This is a genomic window from Streptomyces sp. NPDC006743 (assembly GCF_040703815.1).
In the GTDB taxonomy this organism is placed as follows: domain Bacteria; phylum Actinomycetota; class Actinomycetes; order Streptomycetales; family Streptomycetaceae; genus Streptomyces.
Map to the genome: position 1 here is coordinate 81911 of NZ_JBEYJA010000028.1, position 16974 is coordinate 98884.

A 16974-nucleotide genomic window follows, 5' to 3' on the forward strand; every position below is an offset into this window, starting at 1 on the left:
ATGCGGTTCCGGCACCCCGACGGCTCCACCGTCCACCTCGCCTACTGCACCAACGTCCACCCCGCCGACACCCTCGACGGCGTCCTCGCCCAGCTCCGCGACCACTGCGAGCCCGTCCGCCGCCGCCTGGGCCGCGACCGGCTCGGCATCGGCCTCTGGCTCGCCCGCGACGCCGCCCGCACCCTCGTCACCGACCCGTCCGCGCTGCGCGGCCTGCGCACCGAACTCGACCGGCGCGGCCTGGAGGTCGTCACCCTCAACGGCTTCCCCTACGAGGGCTTCGGCGCCCGGCAGGTCAAGTACCGCGTGTACCGGCCCGACTGGGCCGACCCCGAACGCCTCGACCACACCACCGCCCTCGCCCGCGTCCTCGCGGGCCTGCTGCCCGACGACGTCACCGAGGGCACCATCTCCACCCTGCCGCTCGCCTGGCGCACCGCCCACGACGAGGCACGCGCCGCCCGCGCCCGCACCGCCCTGCGCACCCTCGCCGACCGCCTCGACGCCCTCCAGGACCTCACCGGGCGCTCGCTGCGCATCGGCCTGGAACCCGAACCCGGCTGCGTCGTCGAGACCACCCGCGACGCCATCGCCCCGCTCACCGCGATCGGCCACCACCGCATCGGCATCTGCGTCGACACCTGCCACCTCGCCACCTCCTTCGAGGACCCGCACACCGCCCTCGACGCCCTCACCGGGGCCGGCGTGCCCGTCGTCAAGTCCCAGCTGTCCGCCGCCCTGCACGCCGAACAGCCGCACCGCCCCGAGGTGCGCGCGGCCCTCGCCGCCTTCGCCGAGCCCCGCTTCCTGCACCAGACCCGCGCCCTCACCGAGGACGGCCCGCTCGGCACCGACGACCTCGGTGAAGCCCTGCACACCGGCGCCCTCCCCGACGCGGTGCCCTGGCGCTCCCACTTCCACGTCCCCCTGCACGCCGCCCCCGCCGCACCCCTCACCTCCACCCTCCCCGTCCTGAAGAGCGCCCTGACCCGGCTGGCCGGCGGCCCGCACCCGCTCACCCGCCACCTGGAGGTCGAGACCTACACCTGGCAGGCCCTGCCCGCCGCACTGCGGCCCCGCGGCCGCGCCCAGCTCGCCGACGGCATCGCCGCCGAACTCGCCCTGGCCCGCGACCTGCTGACCGACCTCGGCCTGAAGGAACTGCCATGACCCGCCCCGCAGGACCCACCCCGCTGCTCGTCCTGGACGTCGTCGGACTCACCCCGCGCCTGCTCGCCCACATGCCCCACCTGCGGGCCCTGGCCGACTCCGGCTCCCACGCCCCGCTCGGCACCGTCCTGCCCGCCGTCACCTGCACCGCCCAGTCCACCTTCCTGACCGGCACGACACCCGCCGAACACGGCATCGTCGGCAACGGCTGGTACTTCCGCGAACTCGGCGACGTCCTGCTGTGGCGCCAGCACAACGGCCTGGTCTCCGGCGACAAGCTGTGGGACGCCGCCCGCCGCGCGCACCCCGGCTACACCGTCGCCAACATCTGCTGGTGGTACGCCATGGGCGCCGACACCGACTTCACCGTCACCCCGCGCCCCGTCTACCACGCCGACGGCCGCAAGGAACCCGACTGCTACACCCGGCCGCCCGCCCTGCACGACGAACTCACCGAACGCCTCGGCACCTTCCCGCTGTTCCACTTCTGGGGGCCGGGCGCCGACCTCGTCTCCAGCCGGTGGATCATCGACGCCACCCGCCACATCAACCGCACCCGCCGCCCCGACCTCACCCTCAGCTACCTCCCGCACCTCGACTACGACCTCCAGCGCCACGGCCCCGACGACCCGCGCTCCCTGAAGGCCGCCGCCGACCTCGACGCCGCCCTGGCCCCTCTCCTCGCCGACGCCCGCGCCGAGGGCCGTACCGTCGTCGCGCTGTCCGAGTACGGCATCACCCGCGCCGACCGGCCCGTCCACATCAACCGGGCCCTGCGCCGCGCCGGACTGCTGGAGGTGCACACCCAGGACGGCATGGAGTACCTCGACCCGACGGCGTCGCGCGCCTTCGCCGTCGCCGACCACCAGATCGCCCACGTCTACGTGCGCCGCCCCGAGGACCTCGCGGCCGCCCGCGCGGCGCTCGACGGCCTGCCCGGCCTCGGCCTCCTCCTGGACGACGAGGGAAAGAAGGCCCACCACCTCGACCACCCGCGCTCCGGCGAACTCGTCGCCGTCGCCGCACCCGACGCCTGGTTCACGTACTACTACTGGCTCGACGACGACCGCGCCCCCGACTTCGCCCGTCTCGTCGAGATCCACCGCAAACCCGGCTACGACCCGGCCGAGCTGTTCATGGACCCGCACGACCCGTACGTCAAGGTCAGGGCGGCCACCGCCCTGGCCCGCAAGAAACTCGGCCTGCGCTACCGCATGGCGGTCGTCCCCCTCGACGCCTCCCCGGTCCGCGGCAGCCACGGCCGCCTCCCCGCGAGCGACGACGAAGGTCCGCTCCTCATCTGCTCCACCCCCCGCGCCGTCGGCGGCCGCCTCGCGGCCACCGACGTGAAGTCACTCCTGCTCGACCTCGCCGGACTCCGTACCCCCGGCCCGTCCGGCACCACCGCCCACCAGCCCGGAAAGAGGCACGCGTGAACGACACCCAGCCCACCGGCCCCGGCACCGACGAGCGGCTGCGCCGCAGCCTCGGCATCGGCCGCCGCGGCTTCCTGAGCACCTGCACCGCCGTGGCGGCCGGCGCGCTCGCCGCACCGGTCCTCGGGGCCGCCCCCGTCCAGGCGGCCGCACCGGGCGCCGGCCTGGCCCCCGGACACGACCGGGGCACGGGCCACGCCCTGGTCCCCGCCGACAAGCGCGGCATCATCCTCTACACCGTCCGCGACGCCACCGGCCGCGACCCGCTCTCCACCAGCCTGCCCTCCGGATTCCGCGCCGTCTTCGCACAGCTGGCCCGCTTCGGCTACCGGCAGGTCGAGTTCGCCGGCTACGGCCAGCACCCCAACGCGCCCGGCGGCGCGAACCTGGAGACCCCTGCGGGCGCCCGGCTGCTGCGCCGCTGGCTCGACGAGTACGGGCTGCGCGCCCAGGGCAACCACGGCTTCATCCCGGGTTCCTGGCCGCTCACCCCCGCGGACCTGGACACCTTCGAGAAGCACCTGGAGATCGCGAACATCCTCGGCATGGACCACATGGGCACCGGCGGCGACCCGACCAGCAGCTCCTACAAGGCCGACTGGGACGTGGCCGCCGACAAGTGGCACGCCCTGGGCGAGACCGCCCGCCGGGCCGGGATCAAGCTGTACACCCACAACCACGACGCCGCCTACGGCTTCCTGCTCGACGGCGGACCGCTCGACGCCCAGGGCCGGCCCACCCGCTCCTCCGGCGTCCGCAAGCTGGAGTACTTCCTGTCCGTCACCGACCCGAAGCTGGTCTGGCTGGAGATGGACATCTTCTGGGCGCACGTGGCCCAGTACAAGTTCCGCACGTACACCGCCCACGACGGCTCCACCCGGCAGAACGTCTTCGACCCGGCCGGCCTGGTCACCCGCCACGACAAGCGCTACCCGCTGTTCCACGCCAAGGACGGCGTCGTCGACACCACCAGCGGGCAGGGCTACGCCATGGTCCCGTTCGGCACCGGCGTCATCGACTACACGACGTTCTTCTCCCGCGTGGGCCACCGCAACCAGCACCACCCCATGGTCGAGCAGGACAACGCGCCCAGCGCCACCGACCCGGCCCAGTCACTGACCCACGCGCGGATCGGCTACGAGAACCTGGCCGCCCTGCGCCGCAGGTAGCCCGGCCGCCGCACCGCCGTCCGACGGCGCACCGGCGGCAGGGTACGGCGGGAGGCGGGACCCTCGCCCGGGCACGGGACGGGTCCCGCCTCCGCATCCCCGGCGACGCCGTCAGGACGCGGTGCCCGGCCCGGCCGCCACCGGACACCCGTCGCCCCGCCCCGGCCGGCGCAGCAGCAGCGCGAGCGCCGCGGCGACCATCGACACGCCTCCGGCCAGCGCGTAGGCCCCGTCGTAACCCCAGGCGCCCACCACCATCGAGCCGAGGCCACCGCCGAACAGGCCGCTGACCAGCTTGCCGCTGTACACCAGCCCGTAGTTGGTGGCGTTGTAGTTCTCGCCGAAGTAGTCCGGGGTCAGCGCGGCGAACATCGGGTAGAAGGCGCCGCCGCCGAAACCGGAGAGGAAGGCGAAGAACAGGAACAGCCACTCGTTCTTCGTGTCACCGGCCCAGATCACACCGAACTGCGCGAGGCCCAGCAGGACGATGACGAACACCAGCGTCGTCTTGCGGCCCCACAGGTCCGACAGCCACCCCACCACCGCGCGGCCGACCCCGTTGATCACCGCCATCACCCCCATCGAGGACGCCGCGACCAGCGGCCCGAAGCCGATCTCCTTGGCGAAGTCGACCTGGAAGGAGATACCGAAGATCGACACCCCGGCCGTCATCACCACGGTGATCCACATCAGCGGCAGCATGCCGGTCCTGACGGCCTCCTTCGGGGTGAACTGCCGTACCGCCGGAGGGTTCTTGGCCAGACTGGCCGCGCTCTTGCCGTTCCCCGCGAAGGACAGCGGGTCGATGTCCGCAGGCCACCAGTTCTTCGGCGGGTCCTTGAAGAAGAACGCGCAGACCGCCACCACGATCAGCACGTACACCCCGATCAGGTCGAGCACCTCGTTGTAGTTCCCGGTGTCGAAGGCGTAGTTGAAGATGAAGATGAAAGGCAGCGAGCCGTAGGCGAAGCCGCCGTTGACGAAACCGGTCCTCGCGCCGCGCCGCTCCGGGAACCACTTGCCGACCATGTTGATGCAGGTGGCGTAGATCAGCCCGGACCCGGCACCGCCCACCACACCGAACCCCAGGACGGCGAGCAGCACGTGGTCCAGGTGGGACAGGGCCAGGAAGCCCAGCAGACACATGCCCGCACCGATGTACATGGCCCGGCGGGCGGTGAGCAGGCCGCGCTCGCGCAGCCAGCCCGCCGGGAAGGCGATGCCCGCCTGGAAGAACACCCAGACGCTGAGGATCCAGAAGGTGTTGCTCTGCGTCCAGCCGTGCGCCTCGGACAGGGTGTCCTCCGCCGAGCCGTAGGCGTACTCCGAGACGCTGATGGCCATCATGGAGACCCACGGGAGGTACACCATGAACTTGCGCGAGTGACCGAGTATGTCCCGGTCGGTCTCACCCACGCGGTAGACCCGGCCCCCGGGGCCGGTGACTTCGCGGTAGGCGCCCTTCGCCGTGCCGGCTCCGGCCGGTGTGTTCCTTGCTGCCATGGGATCAGCCGTCATCTCAGGCCATCTCCTCGCCGAGGGGGTGGGGATCGGGGACGATGCGCCGGACCGTGGGAAGGCCCGGGGACTCGAGGAAGAGCGCGGCGGCGGCGCAGGCGAGCGCGGTGCAGCCCGCCGGCGCGAACGCACCGCGCGCAGGGCGGGCCGCGGCCGCCGTGGTGCCGGTGCCGGCGAGGACCGGCGGCAGCCACGCCCCGGCGAGCAGCGCGCAGGTGCTCGGGCCGTGGTGCTCGCCGAAGTGGTCCGCCGCCGACGCCACCACCAGGGGGAGCACCGCACCGCCGGCGAGTGCGGCGGCGGCGACGCGGCCGAGGAGGAGCGGCGCGGAGCCCGCCGCCCGCGCGGCCGGCACCCCCGGCTGCGCGGCGGCCGGCGCCGGCAGGGCCACGGCGAGGGCGGACCGCCGCTCCACGAGGTCCGACACCGCCCCTACGGCAGCCGCCCCGGCGCCCCCTGCCACGGCCGCCCGGCCCATCGCTGCCGGGCCGAGCCCCGGCGCGCGTCCGCGGGAGGGCACGAGGAGGACGTCGAGGACCGTGACGCCGGCCGTGCCCAGCAGGCACAGCGCCATCAGCCACAGCGCGGGGGTGCGTACCGCCCTCGCCGGACCCGTCCGCCGCGGGGCGGGCGGGTTCTTCCCGTGCCTGCGCCGGGCCGCGCGGCCGGCCGGCACCGTGAGCGGCCCTGCGTGCGCCGGCCACCGGTTCCGCGGCGGGTCGCGGAAGAACCGGCCGGCCGCCGTCCGCGCCGCCCGGACCGCCGCGCCGGTCACGGCGAGCAGGCTCCGCTGCCCGGCCCGGCCGGCCCCCAGGAGCAGCGGCACCGCCCCGCGGGCCGGACCGCTCGCCGTGCAGGCCGCAGCGGCGCCCCGCCGCTCCGGGTACCAGCGGCCCGGCGGCGTCGGACACGTCCCGTGCACGAGACCGGCGCCGCCGCCCGCGACCACGCCGAACAGGACGGACGCCGCGGCGGTGCCCGGCGCGGGGGCCAGGGCGAGGCAGCCCGGCAGCGTCCCGGCCGCCCCGCCCGTCGTCGCCGCGCGGGCGGAGAGCCGGCCGCTCGCGCGCAGCCGTCCGGCCGACAACACCACGGCCGCCTGGGCGGGCACCCACAGGTCCGCCGTCCAGAAGAGGCCCGGCACGCCCCCCAGGCGGGCGGTGCGCGGACCGTCCCGCGTCGCGACGCACGCGAACACGGCGCACCCGATGCCCGCCACGCCCGGCCAGGGCAGGACGGCCACCCGGATCCGGCCGTGGCCCGGCAGACCGGTGTCGCTCTCGCCGACCCGGTGGACGCGGCCCCCGCGGCCCCTCACCTCCCTGCACAGCACAGCGGCGGGTGGATCGGTGGTTTCCATCTCGCGGCAGCACCCCTCGCGTCGAAGGTTCTGGCAGACGCCCCTGTCCGATGCCTTGCGTGCGCACGCGTCCCGGGCGCGGCCGGCGCGCACCGCCGGCCGCCCCCCAGGTCGTTCACCTCATGAACCGCCTCCCCGCGGCCCCGGAGGTCCGCGCCCCGGCAGGCCCGGGGCGTGCCGGCGTCACGGCAGCAGCCCCGCCGCCCGCGCCCACCGGTACTTCGCGCCGAGCACCGCCACCGGCTTCTCCGTCGTGTACGGGTAGGCCACCACCCCCCGCTCGAAGAGGTACTGGCAGGCCTCCTCCACCTCGACGTCACCGGCGAGGGAGGCCACCACCGGCTTCTCCACCCCGCGTGCGCGGAACTCGGCCACCACCCGCGCGGTCAGCTCGGCGAACACCATCGGAGGAGTGACGATGGTGTGCCAGTAACCGAGGACGAGCGCGTGGACGCGCGGGTGCTGCAGCCCCAGCCGGATCGTCGCCTCGTACGTCGAGGGCGGCTCGCCCCCGGTGATGTCCACCGGGTTGCCCGAGGCCCCGAACGGCGGGATGAAGCGCCGGAACGCCTCGTCCAGGTCCGGCGGGATCTCCATCAGCGACAGGCCGTTGTCGGTGACCGCGTCGGACAGCAGCACCCCGCTGCCGCCGGCCCCGGTGATGACGACGACGTTGTCGCCCTTCGGCGCGGGCAGCACCGGCAGAGCGCGCGCGTACTCCAGCATGTCGTTCAGGCCCGGTGCCCGGATGACGCCCGCCTGCCGCAGGATGTCGTCGTAGACGGCGTCGTCGCCCGCGAGGGCACCGGTGTGCGAGCCCGCGGCCCGCGCCCCCGCCGCCGTACGGCCCGCCTTGAGGACCACCACCGGCTTCTTCGGCACCGTCGCCCGGGCCGCCGCCACGAAGGCCCGCCCGTCCTTGAGATCTTCCAGGTGCATCGCGATGCACCGGGTGTGCGGATCCTCGCCGAACCAGGTCAGCAGGTCGTCCTCGTCCAGGTCCGACTTGTTGCCGAGGCCCACGATCGCCGACACACCCGTCCTCGTGGTCCGTGCGAAGCCCAGGATCGCCATGCCGATCCCACCGGACTGCGAGGTCAGCGCGACACCCCCCTTCACGTCGTACGGCGTGCAGAACGTCGCGCACAGGTCCTGCCAGGTCGAGTAGTAGCCGTAGATGTTCGGTCCGAGCAGCCGTACGCCGTACCGCTCGGCGATCGCCACGAGCTCCGCCTGGAGCGCGTGCTCGCCCGTCTCCGCGAACCCGGACGGGATGAGGACGGCGTTGGGGATCCCCTTGCGTCCCACCTCCTCCAGCGCGGCGGCCACGGACCGGGCGGGGACGGCGAAGACCGCCACGTCCACCTCACCGGGAACGTCCGTGACACTCTTGTACGCCTTGCGGCCCAGGATGTCGTCGGCCCGCGGGTTCACCGGATGGATCTCCCCGGGGAAACCGCCGTCGACGAGGTTGCGCATCACCGAGTTGCCGATCTTGCCCGGGGTCCCGGACGCGCCGATCACGGCCACCGAGGACGGCTGCATCAGCCGCCGCATGGAGCCGAGGATCTCCTCGCGCGTGTACGTCCTGCGCGCCGGCGGCTGCCGTTCGGCGAGGATCACCCGGACGTCCGCGGCGACCGCGCTGTCCTCGGTCGCCATCACCGGGTTGAGGTCCACCTCGGCGATCTCCGGGAAGTCGGCGACCAGTTCGGACACCCGCCGGATCTGCTCGGCGAGGGCCCACCGGTCCACGCCCGGCTGTCCGCGCACCCCGCGCAGCACCTCGGCCGCCCGGATCGAGTCCAGCATGGACAGCGCCTCCTCGGCGCGGACGGGCGCCAGCCGGAACGTCACGTCCTTCAGCACCTCGACGAGCACCCCGCCCAGACCGAAGGCCACGACCTTGCCGAAGGTCGGGTCGGTGACCGCGCCGACGATGACCTCCTGCCCCCGGGGCAGCAGCTCCTGCACCTGCACCCCCTCGATCCGGGCCCCGGGGGCGTAGGCGCGCGCACCGGCCACGATCCGGTGGAACGCGGCCCGGACGTCCGCCGCTCCCTCGACCCCGACGACGACCCCGCCGGCCTCGGTCTTGTGCAGGACGTCCGGCGAGACGATCTTCATCACCACCGGACCGCCGAAGAGCGCCGCCGAGGCGACGGCCTCCTCCACGTCCCGCGCCAGCACCTCGCCCGCTACGGCGATCCCGTACGCGTCGGCGAGCACCTTGCCCTCCGGCGCGGTCAGGGCCGTACGCCCCTCGGCCCGTACCGCGTCCAGCAGCGCGCGGACCCTGTGCACCCGGTCCTCGGTCATCACCTCAGATCACCCCGTCCGACTTGAGCAGGCGCAGCTCCTCGCCGCCCAGGCCCAGCTCGCCCACGTACACCTCTTCGTTGTGCTCGCCCAGCAGGGGCGAACTGCTCACCTCGACGGGGGAGTCGGACAGCTTGAGCGGACTGCCCACGGTCACGAACTCGCCGCGGGTGGGGTGCGGGACGAGGACCACCATCTCGTTGGCGGCCAGGGACTCGTCCTCGATGATCTCCCTGGTGGACAGGATCGGCCCGCAGGGGATGCCGTGCGCGTTGAGTCTCTCCAGCACCTCCCACTTGGGCAGGCCGGAGGACCACTCCTCGATCAGCTGGAACATCTTGGCCAGCCGGGGCAGCCGGGCCTGCGGTGTGGCCCAGTCGGGGTCGTCGGCCAGCTCGGGCCGGCCGATCAGCTCGCTGATCGGCCGCCAGCCGACGGGCTGCACGATCACGTACACGTAGTCGTTCGGGCCGCCCGGCGCGCACTTGACCGCCCAGCCGGGCTGCCCGCCCCCGGACGCGTTGCCCGAGCGAGGGACCTCGTCACCGAAGTCGTCGTTCGGGTACTCGGCGAGCGGGCCGTGGGCCAGGCGCTGCTGGTCGCGCAGCTTCACCCGGCACAGGTTGAGCACCGCGTGCTGCATGGCCACGTTCACCCGCTGCCCGCGCCCGGTGCGCTCCCGCTGGAACAGCGCGGCGAGCACCCCGGCGACCAGGTGGACGCCGGTTCCCGAGTCGCCGATCTGCGCGCCGGTCGCGGTCGGCGGTCCGTCCTCGAAACCCGTGGTGGCCATCGAGCCGCCCATGGCCTGGGCGACGACCTCGTACGCCTTGAATGCGGTGTACGGGCCCTCCCCGAACCCCTTGATGGAGGCGTACACGAGCCGCGGGTTGATCTCCTGGACGCGCTCCCAGGTGAAGCCCATCCGGTCGACGGCGCCGGGCCCGAAGTTCTCCACCATGACGTCGGACCGGCGGATCAGCTCGGTCAGGATCTCCTTGCCGCGCCCGGTCTTGGTGTTGAGGGTGATGCTCCGCTTGTTGCAGTTGAGCATCGTGAAGTACAGGGAGTCGACGTCCGGGAGGTCACGCAGCTGGCGGCGCGTGATGTCACCGGCCGGCGTCTCCAGCTTGATGACGTCCGCGCCGAGCCAGGCCAGCAGCTGGGTCGCGGAGGGGCCGGACTGGACGTGGGTCATGTCGAGGACGCGGATGCCGTCGAGTGCCTTTGCGCTCACGGGCGTTCACCTCACTTGTACATCGTCTGGTTCATGGTTCCGGGGGCGTAGGCGTCCGGGTCGACCCAGACGTTGATCAGCGAGGGCTTGCCGGACTCGCGGGCGCGCCGCAGCGCCGGAGCGATGCCGGCGGGGTCGCGGACCTCCTCGCCGTGGCCGCCCAGCATCCGGGCGAACTCGTCGTAGCGGACGTCGCCGAGGGTGTTGCCGACCCGCTCGCGCTCCTTGCCGTACTTGGCCGCCTGGCCGTAACGGATCTGGTTCATCGAGGAGTTGTTGCCGATGATGCCGACGAACGGCAGGTCGTAACGCACCAGCGTCTCGAAGTCCCAGCCGGTCAGCGAGAACGCCCCGTCGCCGAAGAGGGCGACGACCTCCTGGTCGGGGCGGGCCTGCTTGGCGGCCAGCACGAAGGGGATGCCGACACCGAGGGTGCCGAGCGGCCCCGGGTCCATCCAGTGGCCGGGCGCCTTGGGCTGCACGACCTGCCCGGAGAAGGTGACGATGTCGCCGCCGTCGCCGATGTACAGGGAGTCCTCGGTGAGGAAGTCGTTGATCTCGCTGACCAGCCGGTAGGGATGGATGGGGGAGGCGTCCGAGCGCAGCTGCGGCAGCCGCTTGTCCACGGCCGCCCGCTCGGCGGCGCGCAGGTCGTCGAGCCACCCCTTGCGCTGGGCGGCACCCGCGTCGAGCCGTCCGGAGGCGGCCTCGGTGACGGACTTCAGCACCAGCCCGGCGTCCCCGACGATGCCGAGGTCGATGTCGCGGTTCTTGCCGACGGTGCGGTAGTCGAGGTCGATCTGCACGACGGTGGCGTCGGGGGAGAGCCGCTTGCCGTAGCCCATGCGGAAGTCGAAGGGGGTGCCGACGATCACGATGACGTCGGCGTGGGCGAAGGCGTAGCGGCGCGAGAGCTGGAAGTGGTGCGGGTCGCCGGGCGGGAGGGTGCCGCGTCCGGCGCCGTTCATGTACGCGGGCAGGTTCAGGGTGCGGACGAGTTCGACGGCGGCGTCGGTGCCCCGGGTCGTCCAGACCTGGCTGCCCAGCAGGATCGCCGGCCGCGCGGCGTGGACGAGGAGGTCGGCCAGCTTCTCCACCGCCTGCGGGTCGCCGGCCGTGCGGGTGGAGGCGCGGTAGCGGCCGGCGGCCGGGATCCGGGCCGCGGCGAGGGGCACCTTGGCGTCCAGCACATCGCGCGGTATCTCCAGGAAGGAGGGCCCGGGCGCCCCGTGGAAGCACTCGCGGAACGCCATGGAGACCATGTCGGCGGCGCGCGCCGTGTCCGGCACCGTCGCGGCGAACTTGGTGATCGGCGTCATCATGTCGACGTGCGGCAGGTCCTGCAGCGACCCCATCTTGTGCTGCGAGTGCGCCCCCTGGCCGCCGATGAGGAGCATCGGGGACTCCGCGCGGAAGGCGTTGGCGACCCCGGTGACGGCGTCGGTGGTACCGGGCCCGGCGGTGACCACCGCGCAGCCGGGCCTGCCGGTGACGCGGGCGTAGCCGTCGGCGGCGTGCGCGGCGACCTGCTCGTGGCGCACGTCGACGACCTCTATGCCCTCGTCGACGCAGCCGTCGTAGATGTCGATGATGTGGCCGCCGCACAGCGTGTAGATGCGCTCGACCCCCTCGGCCTTCAGCGCCTTGGCGACGAGATGACCGCCGGAGATCACGTCCTGGGCGGGCCGGGCGGGCCGCGCGTCCTGGGTGTCGTCGGGCATGGCGAAGTCCTGTCCCTTCGTAGGGGGTGGGAGCGATCCGCGTACATTGCATACAGTCGACGAATACTGTATGAACCTCGTTATCCCGCATCCGGGGGTTGGTGTCCAGGGCTGTGCGGCACTTTCCGGACAGGAGCCGGCCGGGCGGCTTCCCGGAGCACCTGCTGCCGTGAGCAGGCGCCCGGGGTCAGCGGCGCCCTCCGGCGGGTAAGCGCCCTCCGGCGGGGGCGGGAAATACGCAGGTGAAACGCACTCCGAAACCTTGGTATGGTTGTCCATGTCGCCGCGGGGAACACCCGCGAACGGCAGACACCTGGTCCGGGTGGCGGAATGGCAGACGCGCTAGCTTGAGGTGCTAGTGCCCTTTATCGGGCGTGGGGGTTCAAGTCCCCCCTCGGACACCAGCAGAGACCTCAGTTCATCTGGGGTTTTTCTGTTTCTCTGGCTGTGGCGTGACCAACCACGTGACCAACAGCCTGGAGACTTCCCAGGTCAGACCAGGGATGACAGGCCGAGTCGGCCCGCACCGGAGGCGGCCAGTCGGCGCGCTCCGTCCTTACGAGAGTGGCCGTACCGGGCCATCGTGTAGCCCGGCGAGTGGTGCCGGACGTTGGCGGAGACCTCTACGGGGTTCTCCCCGGCCTCCAGATCGTTCGTGACCTTGCTGTGCCGCCAGTCGTGGATACGGAAGTCCTCCGGCAGGTGCAGACGGTTCCGCAGGGTGCGCCACCGAGCAGAGACCTTCTCCGGGTCCTGCGGGCCGCCTGCCTCGCCCCGGTAGAGCTTGAAGCCGTCCCGAGCGAACACCAGGTCGTGATCCACCCAGGCGGAGCCGAGACGGGCTCGTTCGGCGTCCTGTCGCTGTTTCTGCCACTTCAGGACGTTGATCACAGACTGATCCACGTAGATCACCGCGTTGTCGTCGCCGTCCTTGGTCAGCTTCCGCAGGCGGTAGGTATTGCCCTCCTCGACCACGACCCAGCCCAGTTCGATGGCTCCCTCATCCCAGTGGATCAGAGACCACTTCATCCCCAGAGCCTCACTGCGCCGCACGCCGGTTGCGGCGTAGACGGTCCACAGCGGAGCATCCCGGAGACAGTGATGGGTCAGGCCGATGTCACAGGCCCGGTTGCCGCACGGCTGCCACACGGTTTCCAGGAAGCGGGCCGTCTGGCCGTCGTCCAGGGTCGGGTACTTCTGCTCCTGAGCCCGTATCTGCCGGGACGTCGGCGGGTGCGCCGTTGCTGCCGGGTTGGCAGGGATCAGCTTGGGCACAGCGGCCCCGAGAGCGCCGGACAGGATGTTGTGCACGTGCCGAACACTCTTCGCCCCTAGCGGCTTGCCCTTGTTGGTGGGACAGGGCGCGGTCTCCAGCAACCGGTACAGATCATCAAGCGTCTCATCGGTGACTTCGCACAGCTTCACACTGCCGATGTGCGGCTTGATGTGCAGACGGATCTTTGTTTCGTACCCGGCCACGGTTGTTCCCTCCTTCCGATGGTTCGCCAGCCACTTGTCGAGCCAGTCACCCAGTTTCATGTCCGAGCGGGCGGCGATCTTCCCGGCTTCGTGGTCTGTGTGCCACTGCCGGAGTGCCTTCTCCGCCTCGGTCTTGGTCTTGTACTCGCGTCCTATCCAGTAGCGCTCTTTCTTGCCTGTGGCCTTGTTGAAGTGGAGCGGGGTGCGCACACCCCAGGTGTTCGGTCTGCCCTTGCGCGGGATCTCCACCGGAGTCCCCCCGAGACCGTTACCGCGCTTTGCCAAGGTGTCAGTTTCCTTCCTGGCCCTGGTGCCACTGGGTGAGAATCGCGGACGCCTTTTCGGTGAGTTTCCGTCCGTCCCACAGCCCGAGTTCTTTAGATCGTTTGATGCGCTCGGACATGGTGGCCTTGCCGATGCCCAGACGGCCGGCCAGCTCTTGCTGGGGCGCGGTCGTACCGGTGGCGCGCATCCGGGCCAGCTCCGCGACCAACAGCGCGTAGTCCTCCTCCGTCCGGCACCGTGCCGGGACGGGGTAGGCGTCGTTCATCGCCCTGTCTTCCTGCCGGGCGAGCGCCGCGCGGGCACCTGCCTTGATCTCTGCTAGTGGGATCTGCCGCAGCAGGGTGGCGGGGATGCCGTCAGTCTCCAGGGCCTGATCCATGAGCCGGACGATCTTGTCTTCGTCCGGTCCGCCGATGTTGAGCCGGATCGTCAACTGGGACGGCCCAGTGAAGGGGGCAGCGACGGGGCAGCGCGCTTCGACCAGCCAAGGCCCGTGGACCTCACGCCAGACGATCTCTGCTCCTTCGCGCTGCCACTCCGGGCCCGTGTCGTGTGGTGGTGGTGTGTTCACAAGACCGACCATACCAGCAACCGAACTGGTGGCAGCAGGTTCGGAGATGTGAGGATCGCCACCAGTCCGAACTGAGCGCAACTGGTTCGGCGTAGGCCAAACTGAAAGTGAGGGCGCGGAACGGCCGCAGCTCCGGACCAGGGAGGAATATGCAGCACAGGCTGATGACCGTTGACGATGTCGCCGACTACCTGAACAAGCCTCGTTCCTGGGTGTACGGGAACTGGAAGGCTGAACAGATCCCATTCCGCAAGGTGGGTCAGTCCCTCCGCTGCCGACCGGATGACCTGGAAAAGTGGCTGGACAGCCAGAACTGAAGAACTGCGGTTGTGAACGCCCCCGAGGCAGATCGGGGGCTTTTTTGTTTGCTGAGAGGACTACATGACCAAGACGATTCCACCTCTTGATGAACCCGGACAGGACGAGCTGGAGCGGAGTGCGGACGCACTGCTAGAGGCGGCTGGCGAAGAGAGATTCGAGGAATGGCCGAGCCTCTGGCCGGAGCGGGCGGAAACAGAGTTCGAACGGATAGCGGCAGCGCATACCGGGATGGTTCCTCTGCGCTGGGCTCCCATCGCGGCGACTCTTCCGAGCTTCGATCCGGAACTACAGCACAGAGAGGTGGAATCCGTGATGCAAAAGCGCCCCGGCGCGGATGATCCGGACCATTATGGCGAACTGCTGTCTCTTCACTCAGCAACAGAAGAGGCGGGTGCACGGCACGGTTCGGGTTACGCGGTGGAGCGCCGGAACCATCCTCCAGAAACCTGCCAATGGCCTGGATGCCGTGAGCCTTTGTATGCCTCGCAGACGCCGCGGAAGCGCGGGCGACCGCGAAGGTACTGCGAGACCCACCAAAAGCCCGCTAAGGCCCGTACACGCCGTTTGAGGTATGCGGTAATCCAGGTGGGGCGGAACAGGAACCTTGTCTACGAGTTCGAAGGGTTGAAAGAACAAGACCTATCGGGTTACCGGGAGGTCTGGGGTCGGATCAACACCCTTGCAACCTGACATGAGGGAGGCCGCTCCGGGGCGGCCTCTCCTGTGTCGCATTTATTCAGAACAGTGGAGGAGCGATCCTCTGGGGCCATGCACACTCGGCGGTGTGCCTCTGGCGCGGCCAACGGGCCGGGCAGTTCCTAAGTCGTTATGAGGCTCTGCGGACACCTCCCTGTGAGAGGGACAACGTAGAGAAACACTCCTCCCCTTGCTTCCTACTTGCATCGTTCACAGTGGGGGGTAAGGGGGGCAGTGTCTTCTCTTACGTTGTCCTCTTGTGAGGTATAGGGCCGCTCTTAGGCGGCCCTTCTATCTACTTCTTTTCATTGACTAGCTCTCTAGGAGGTCGCCATGAGCGACGCAGAACCGGTTTCCGAGGCCATGCCGGCCGACCCTTCCGATTCCGTCCGGTCCGAGGTCGAGCGGGAGTATTCCGGGAAGCTGGCACGGGCTGAACTCAAGGGCTACGCCGCCCAGGCCGGAATCACTCTCCCGGATGGATTCACCGAGTACCTGGATGGTTCCAAGCTGCTTGGTGAAGACGGCAAGCCTTCAGCCGAGGCCATGGACAAGGCCCTTGCGCCTTTCAAACCCAAGGACCCGGCGTTCCCTCATCTTGTCGGCTCCGGCCCAAACCGTGGTGGCGGCCCTCTTCCTGAGCCCCGCCGCGTTTCTCTCGACGTTCGTAAGCGATAACTAGGAGTACCTCTATGAACCTTGCCTATCAGCAGCCTGGCACCACCACTTTTATCCCTGAGATTTGGGACGCGGAACTTCTCACGCAGTTTGATCCACTTCTCGTATGGGCGTCTCCGTTCGTGTCCAACAACAAGTACGAAGGGGAGATTCGGCAGAAGGGCGATGTAGTCCACATCAACAGCCTTCTTCGGCCCACCGTGGGCGATTACACGATCGCTGACGGAATGACAGCACAGCGGCCGGAAACCGTTGATCAGGCGCTGACCATTACTGAGGCGAAATATTTGCAAGTTCTCGTGGAAGATGCGGAACGGGTCCAGCTCGCCGGTGGCCTTGATTCGCCCATAAACCAGCAGATGATTCGGGCCCTGGCTCGTGAGGCTGACACCTTCATGGGCAACATCATCGCCACCGGGGCGACGGCGCTTCCGGCCATCACCCCGACCGCTGCCAGCATCCCCCAGAGCCTCTACAGCGCGATCCTGGACATGATGCTGGCCCTGGACAACAACGACATCCCGGCGGGCCGTTACGTAGTCGTCTCGCCGCGCGTGAAGCGGTACCTCGTGGAGCACCCCGCCGTGGCTAACGCTGCCGCGTATGGCGAAGGTGGCGTGACTGCCAACGGCGTCGTTGCTCGCCTTGCGGGGTTCACCATCCTGACGACTACGGCCATGCCTGCGGGCGTGGACATCGTGGCGGGGCACTCGGAGTTCGCCACCTACGCAAGCCAGTTCACCGGCTTCCGCGAGGGACAGTCGGAGAAGTACCGGGCTGACTACATCGACACCCTGCATCTGTACGGAGGGAAGATCGTGCGATACCCGGAGCTGGACACGAAGAAGTCCGACAGCACCTTTGATGAGTCCAAGCCGACCAAGGGAATCGTCAAGGCCGCTGTCACGTGGCCTACTGCCTACTGAGGTTGAACTCGTGATGTCGTGGAGTTGCTCAGGCGGGCCTGATGGTCAGGCCGGTCTCGGTGAGGCAGCCGTCTATGAGGTGACTGCG

At 70.4% G+C, this 16974-nt stretch carries 14 protein-coding genes and 1 tRNA gene; 8 read left to right on the forward strand and 7 right to left on the reverse strand.

Features of this window, described 5'->3' with window-relative positions; genetic code table 11:
• From eboE to ABZ719_RS22740, 3 genes are read left to right on the forward strand one after another with little or no spacing between them, the layout of a single operon-like run.
• Positions 1-1170 (forward strand): metabolite traffic protein EboE, encoded by a 1170-nt coding sequence (gene eboE / locus ABZ719_RS22730; protein ID WP_366726997.1) that lies wholly within the window; start codon positions 1-3, stop codon positions 1168-1170.
• Positions 1167-2606, forward strand: a complete 1440-nt coding sequence (locus ABZ719_RS22735; RefSeq protein ID WP_366726998.1) for a nucleotide pyrophosphatase/phosphodiesterase family protein — start codon at positions 1167-1169, stop codon at positions 2604-2606. The genes eboE and ABZ719_RS22735 overlap by 4 nt, the downstream gene beginning before the upstream one ends.
• Positions 2603-3775: a sugar phosphate isomerase/epimerase family protein gene (locus ABZ719_RS22740; protein WP_366726999.1), complete on the forward strand. Its 1173-nt coding sequence runs from the start codon at positions 2603-2605 to the stop codon at positions 3773-3775. The genes ABZ719_RS22735 and ABZ719_RS22740 overlap by 4 nt, the downstream gene beginning before the upstream one ends.
• 111 nt (positions 3776-3886) lie before the next feature.
• On the opposite strand, the gene ABZ719_RS22745 is transcribed toward ABZ719_RS22740, so the two are convergent.
• The 5 genes from ABZ719_RS22745 to ABZ719_RS22765 all read right to left on the reverse strand — a co-directional run bounded on the left by ABZ719_RS22745 (position 3887) and on the right by ABZ719_RS22765 (position 11930).
• A complete protein-coding gene (locus tag ABZ719_RS22745) occupies positions 3887-5293 on the reverse strand; it encodes an OFA family MFS transporter (RefSeq protein ID WP_366727000.1) in 1407 nt (468 codons plus the stop codon).
• 1 nt (position 5294) lies between these two features.
• Positions 5295-6653: an MFS transporter gene (locus tag ABZ719_RS22750; protein WP_366727001.1), complete on the reverse strand. Its 1359-nt coding sequence runs from the start codon at positions 6651-6653 to the stop codon at positions 5295-5297.
• A 183-nt stretch (positions 6654-6836) separates the two neighbouring features.
• Positions 6837-8972: an acetate--CoA ligase family protein gene (locus ABZ719_RS22755; protein ID WP_366727002.1), complete on the reverse strand. Its 2136-nt coding sequence runs from the start codon at positions 8970-8972 to the stop codon at positions 6837-6839.
• A 4-nt stretch (positions 8973-8976) separates the two neighbouring features.
• Complete coding sequence (gene frc / locus ABZ719_RS22760; protein WP_366727003.1) at positions 8977-10209, reverse strand: formyl-CoA transferase; 1233 nt, start codon at positions 10207-10209, stop codon at positions 8977-8979.
• A gap of 11 nt (positions 10210-10220) precedes the next feature.
• Positions 10221-11930 (reverse strand): thiamine pyrophosphate-binding protein, encoded by a 1710-nt coding sequence (locus ABZ719_RS22765; protein ID WP_366727004.1) that lies wholly within the window; start codon positions 11928-11930, stop codon positions 10221-10223.
• A 316-nt stretch (positions 11931-12246) separates the two neighbouring features.
• Here ABZ719_RS22765 and ABZ719_RS22770 point away from each other — a divergent pair.
• Positions 12247-12334, forward strand: a tRNA-Leu gene (locus tag ABZ719_RS22770).
• A gap of 88 nt (positions 12335-12422) precedes the next feature.
• On the opposite strand, the gene ABZ719_RS22775 is transcribed toward ABZ719_RS22770, so the two are convergent.
• Both ABZ719_RS22775 and ABZ719_RS22780 read right to left on the reverse strand, forming a co-directional pair.
• Positions 12423-13694: a tyrosine-type recombinase/integrase gene (locus tag ABZ719_RS22775; RefSeq protein WP_366727005.1), complete on the reverse strand. Its 1272-nt coding sequence runs from the start codon at positions 13692-13694 to the stop codon at positions 12423-12425.
• A gap of 4 nt (positions 13695-13698) precedes the next feature.
• Positions 13699-14265 (reverse strand): helix-turn-helix domain-containing protein, encoded by a 567-nt coding sequence (locus ABZ719_RS22780; protein WP_366727006.1) that lies wholly within the window; start codon positions 14263-14265, stop codon positions 13699-13701.
• A gap of 149 nt (positions 14266-14414) precedes the next feature.
• On the opposite strand from ABZ719_RS22780, the gene ABZ719_RS22785 reads away from it, so the two are divergent.
• The 4 genes from ABZ719_RS22785 (at position 14415) to ABZ719_RS22800 (ending at position 16886) form a co-directional block, all read left to right on the forward strand.
• Positions 14415-14582: a helix-turn-helix domain-containing protein gene (locus ABZ719_RS22785; protein WP_360525709.1), complete on the forward strand. Its 168-nt coding sequence runs from the start codon at positions 14415-14417 to the stop codon at positions 14580-14582.
• 64 nt (positions 14583-14646) lie between these two features.
• A complete protein-coding gene (locus ABZ719_RS22790) occupies positions 14647-15276 on the forward strand; it encodes a hypothetical protein (RefSeq protein ID WP_366727007.1) in 630 nt (209 codons plus the stop codon).
• 339 nt (positions 15277-15615) lie between these two features.
• Entirely contained in the window at positions 15616-15960 is a 345-nt protein-coding gene (locus ABZ719_RS22795; protein ID WP_360530238.1) for a hypothetical protein, read from the forward strand.
• Between the two features lie 14 nt (positions 15961-15974).
• Entirely contained in the window at positions 15975-16886 is a 912-nt protein-coding gene (locus ABZ719_RS22800) for a hypothetical protein (RefSeq protein WP_366727008.1), read from the forward strand.
• The last annotated feature ends 88 nt before the right edge of the window (positions 16887-16974 follow it).

What these genes read in the sequence shown, in the direction of transcription:
- eboE (WP_366726997.1), top strand. Translation starts at nt 1, where the DNA reads ATGCGGTTCCGGCACCCCGACGGCTCCACCGTCCACCTCGCCTACTGC.
- ABZ719_RS22735 (WP_366726998.1), top strand. Translation starts at nt 1,167, where the DNA reads ATGACCCGCCCCGCAGGACCCACCCCGCTGCTCGTCCTGGACGTCGTC.
- ABZ719_RS22745 (WP_366727000.1), bottom strand. Translation starts at nt 5,293, where the DNA reads ATGACGGCTGATCCCATGGCAGCAAGGAACACACCGGCCGGAGCCGGC.
- ABZ719_RS22750 (WP_366727001.1), bottom strand. Translation starts at nt 6,653, where the DNA reads ATGGAAACCACCGATCCACCCGCCGCTGTGCTGTGCAGGGAGGTGAGG.
- ABZ719_RS22755 (WP_366727002.1), bottom strand. Translation starts at nt 8,972, where the DNA reads ATGACCGAGGACCGGGTGCACAGGGTCCGCGCGCTGCTGGACGCGGTA.
- ABZ719_RS22765 (WP_366727004.1), bottom strand. Translation starts at nt 11,930, where the DNA reads ATGCCCGACGACACCCAGGACGCGCGGCCCGCCCGGCCCGCCCAGGAC.
- ABZ719_RS22785 (WP_360525709.1), top strand. Translation starts at nt 14,415, where the DNA reads ATGCAGCACAGGCTGATGACCGTTGACGATGTCGCCGACTACCTGAAC.
- ABZ719_RS22790 (WP_366727007.1), top strand. Translation starts at nt 14,647, where the DNA reads ATGACCAAGACGATTCCACCTCTTGATGAACCCGGACAGGACGAGCTG.
- ABZ719_RS22795 (WP_360530238.1), top strand. Translation starts at nt 15,616, where the DNA reads ATGAGCGACGCAGAACCGGTTTCCGAGGCCATGCCGGCCGACCCTTCC.
- ABZ719_RS22800 (WP_366727008.1), top strand. Translation starts at nt 15,975, where the DNA reads ATGAACCTTGCCTATCAGCAGCCTGGCACCACCACTTTTATCCCTGAG.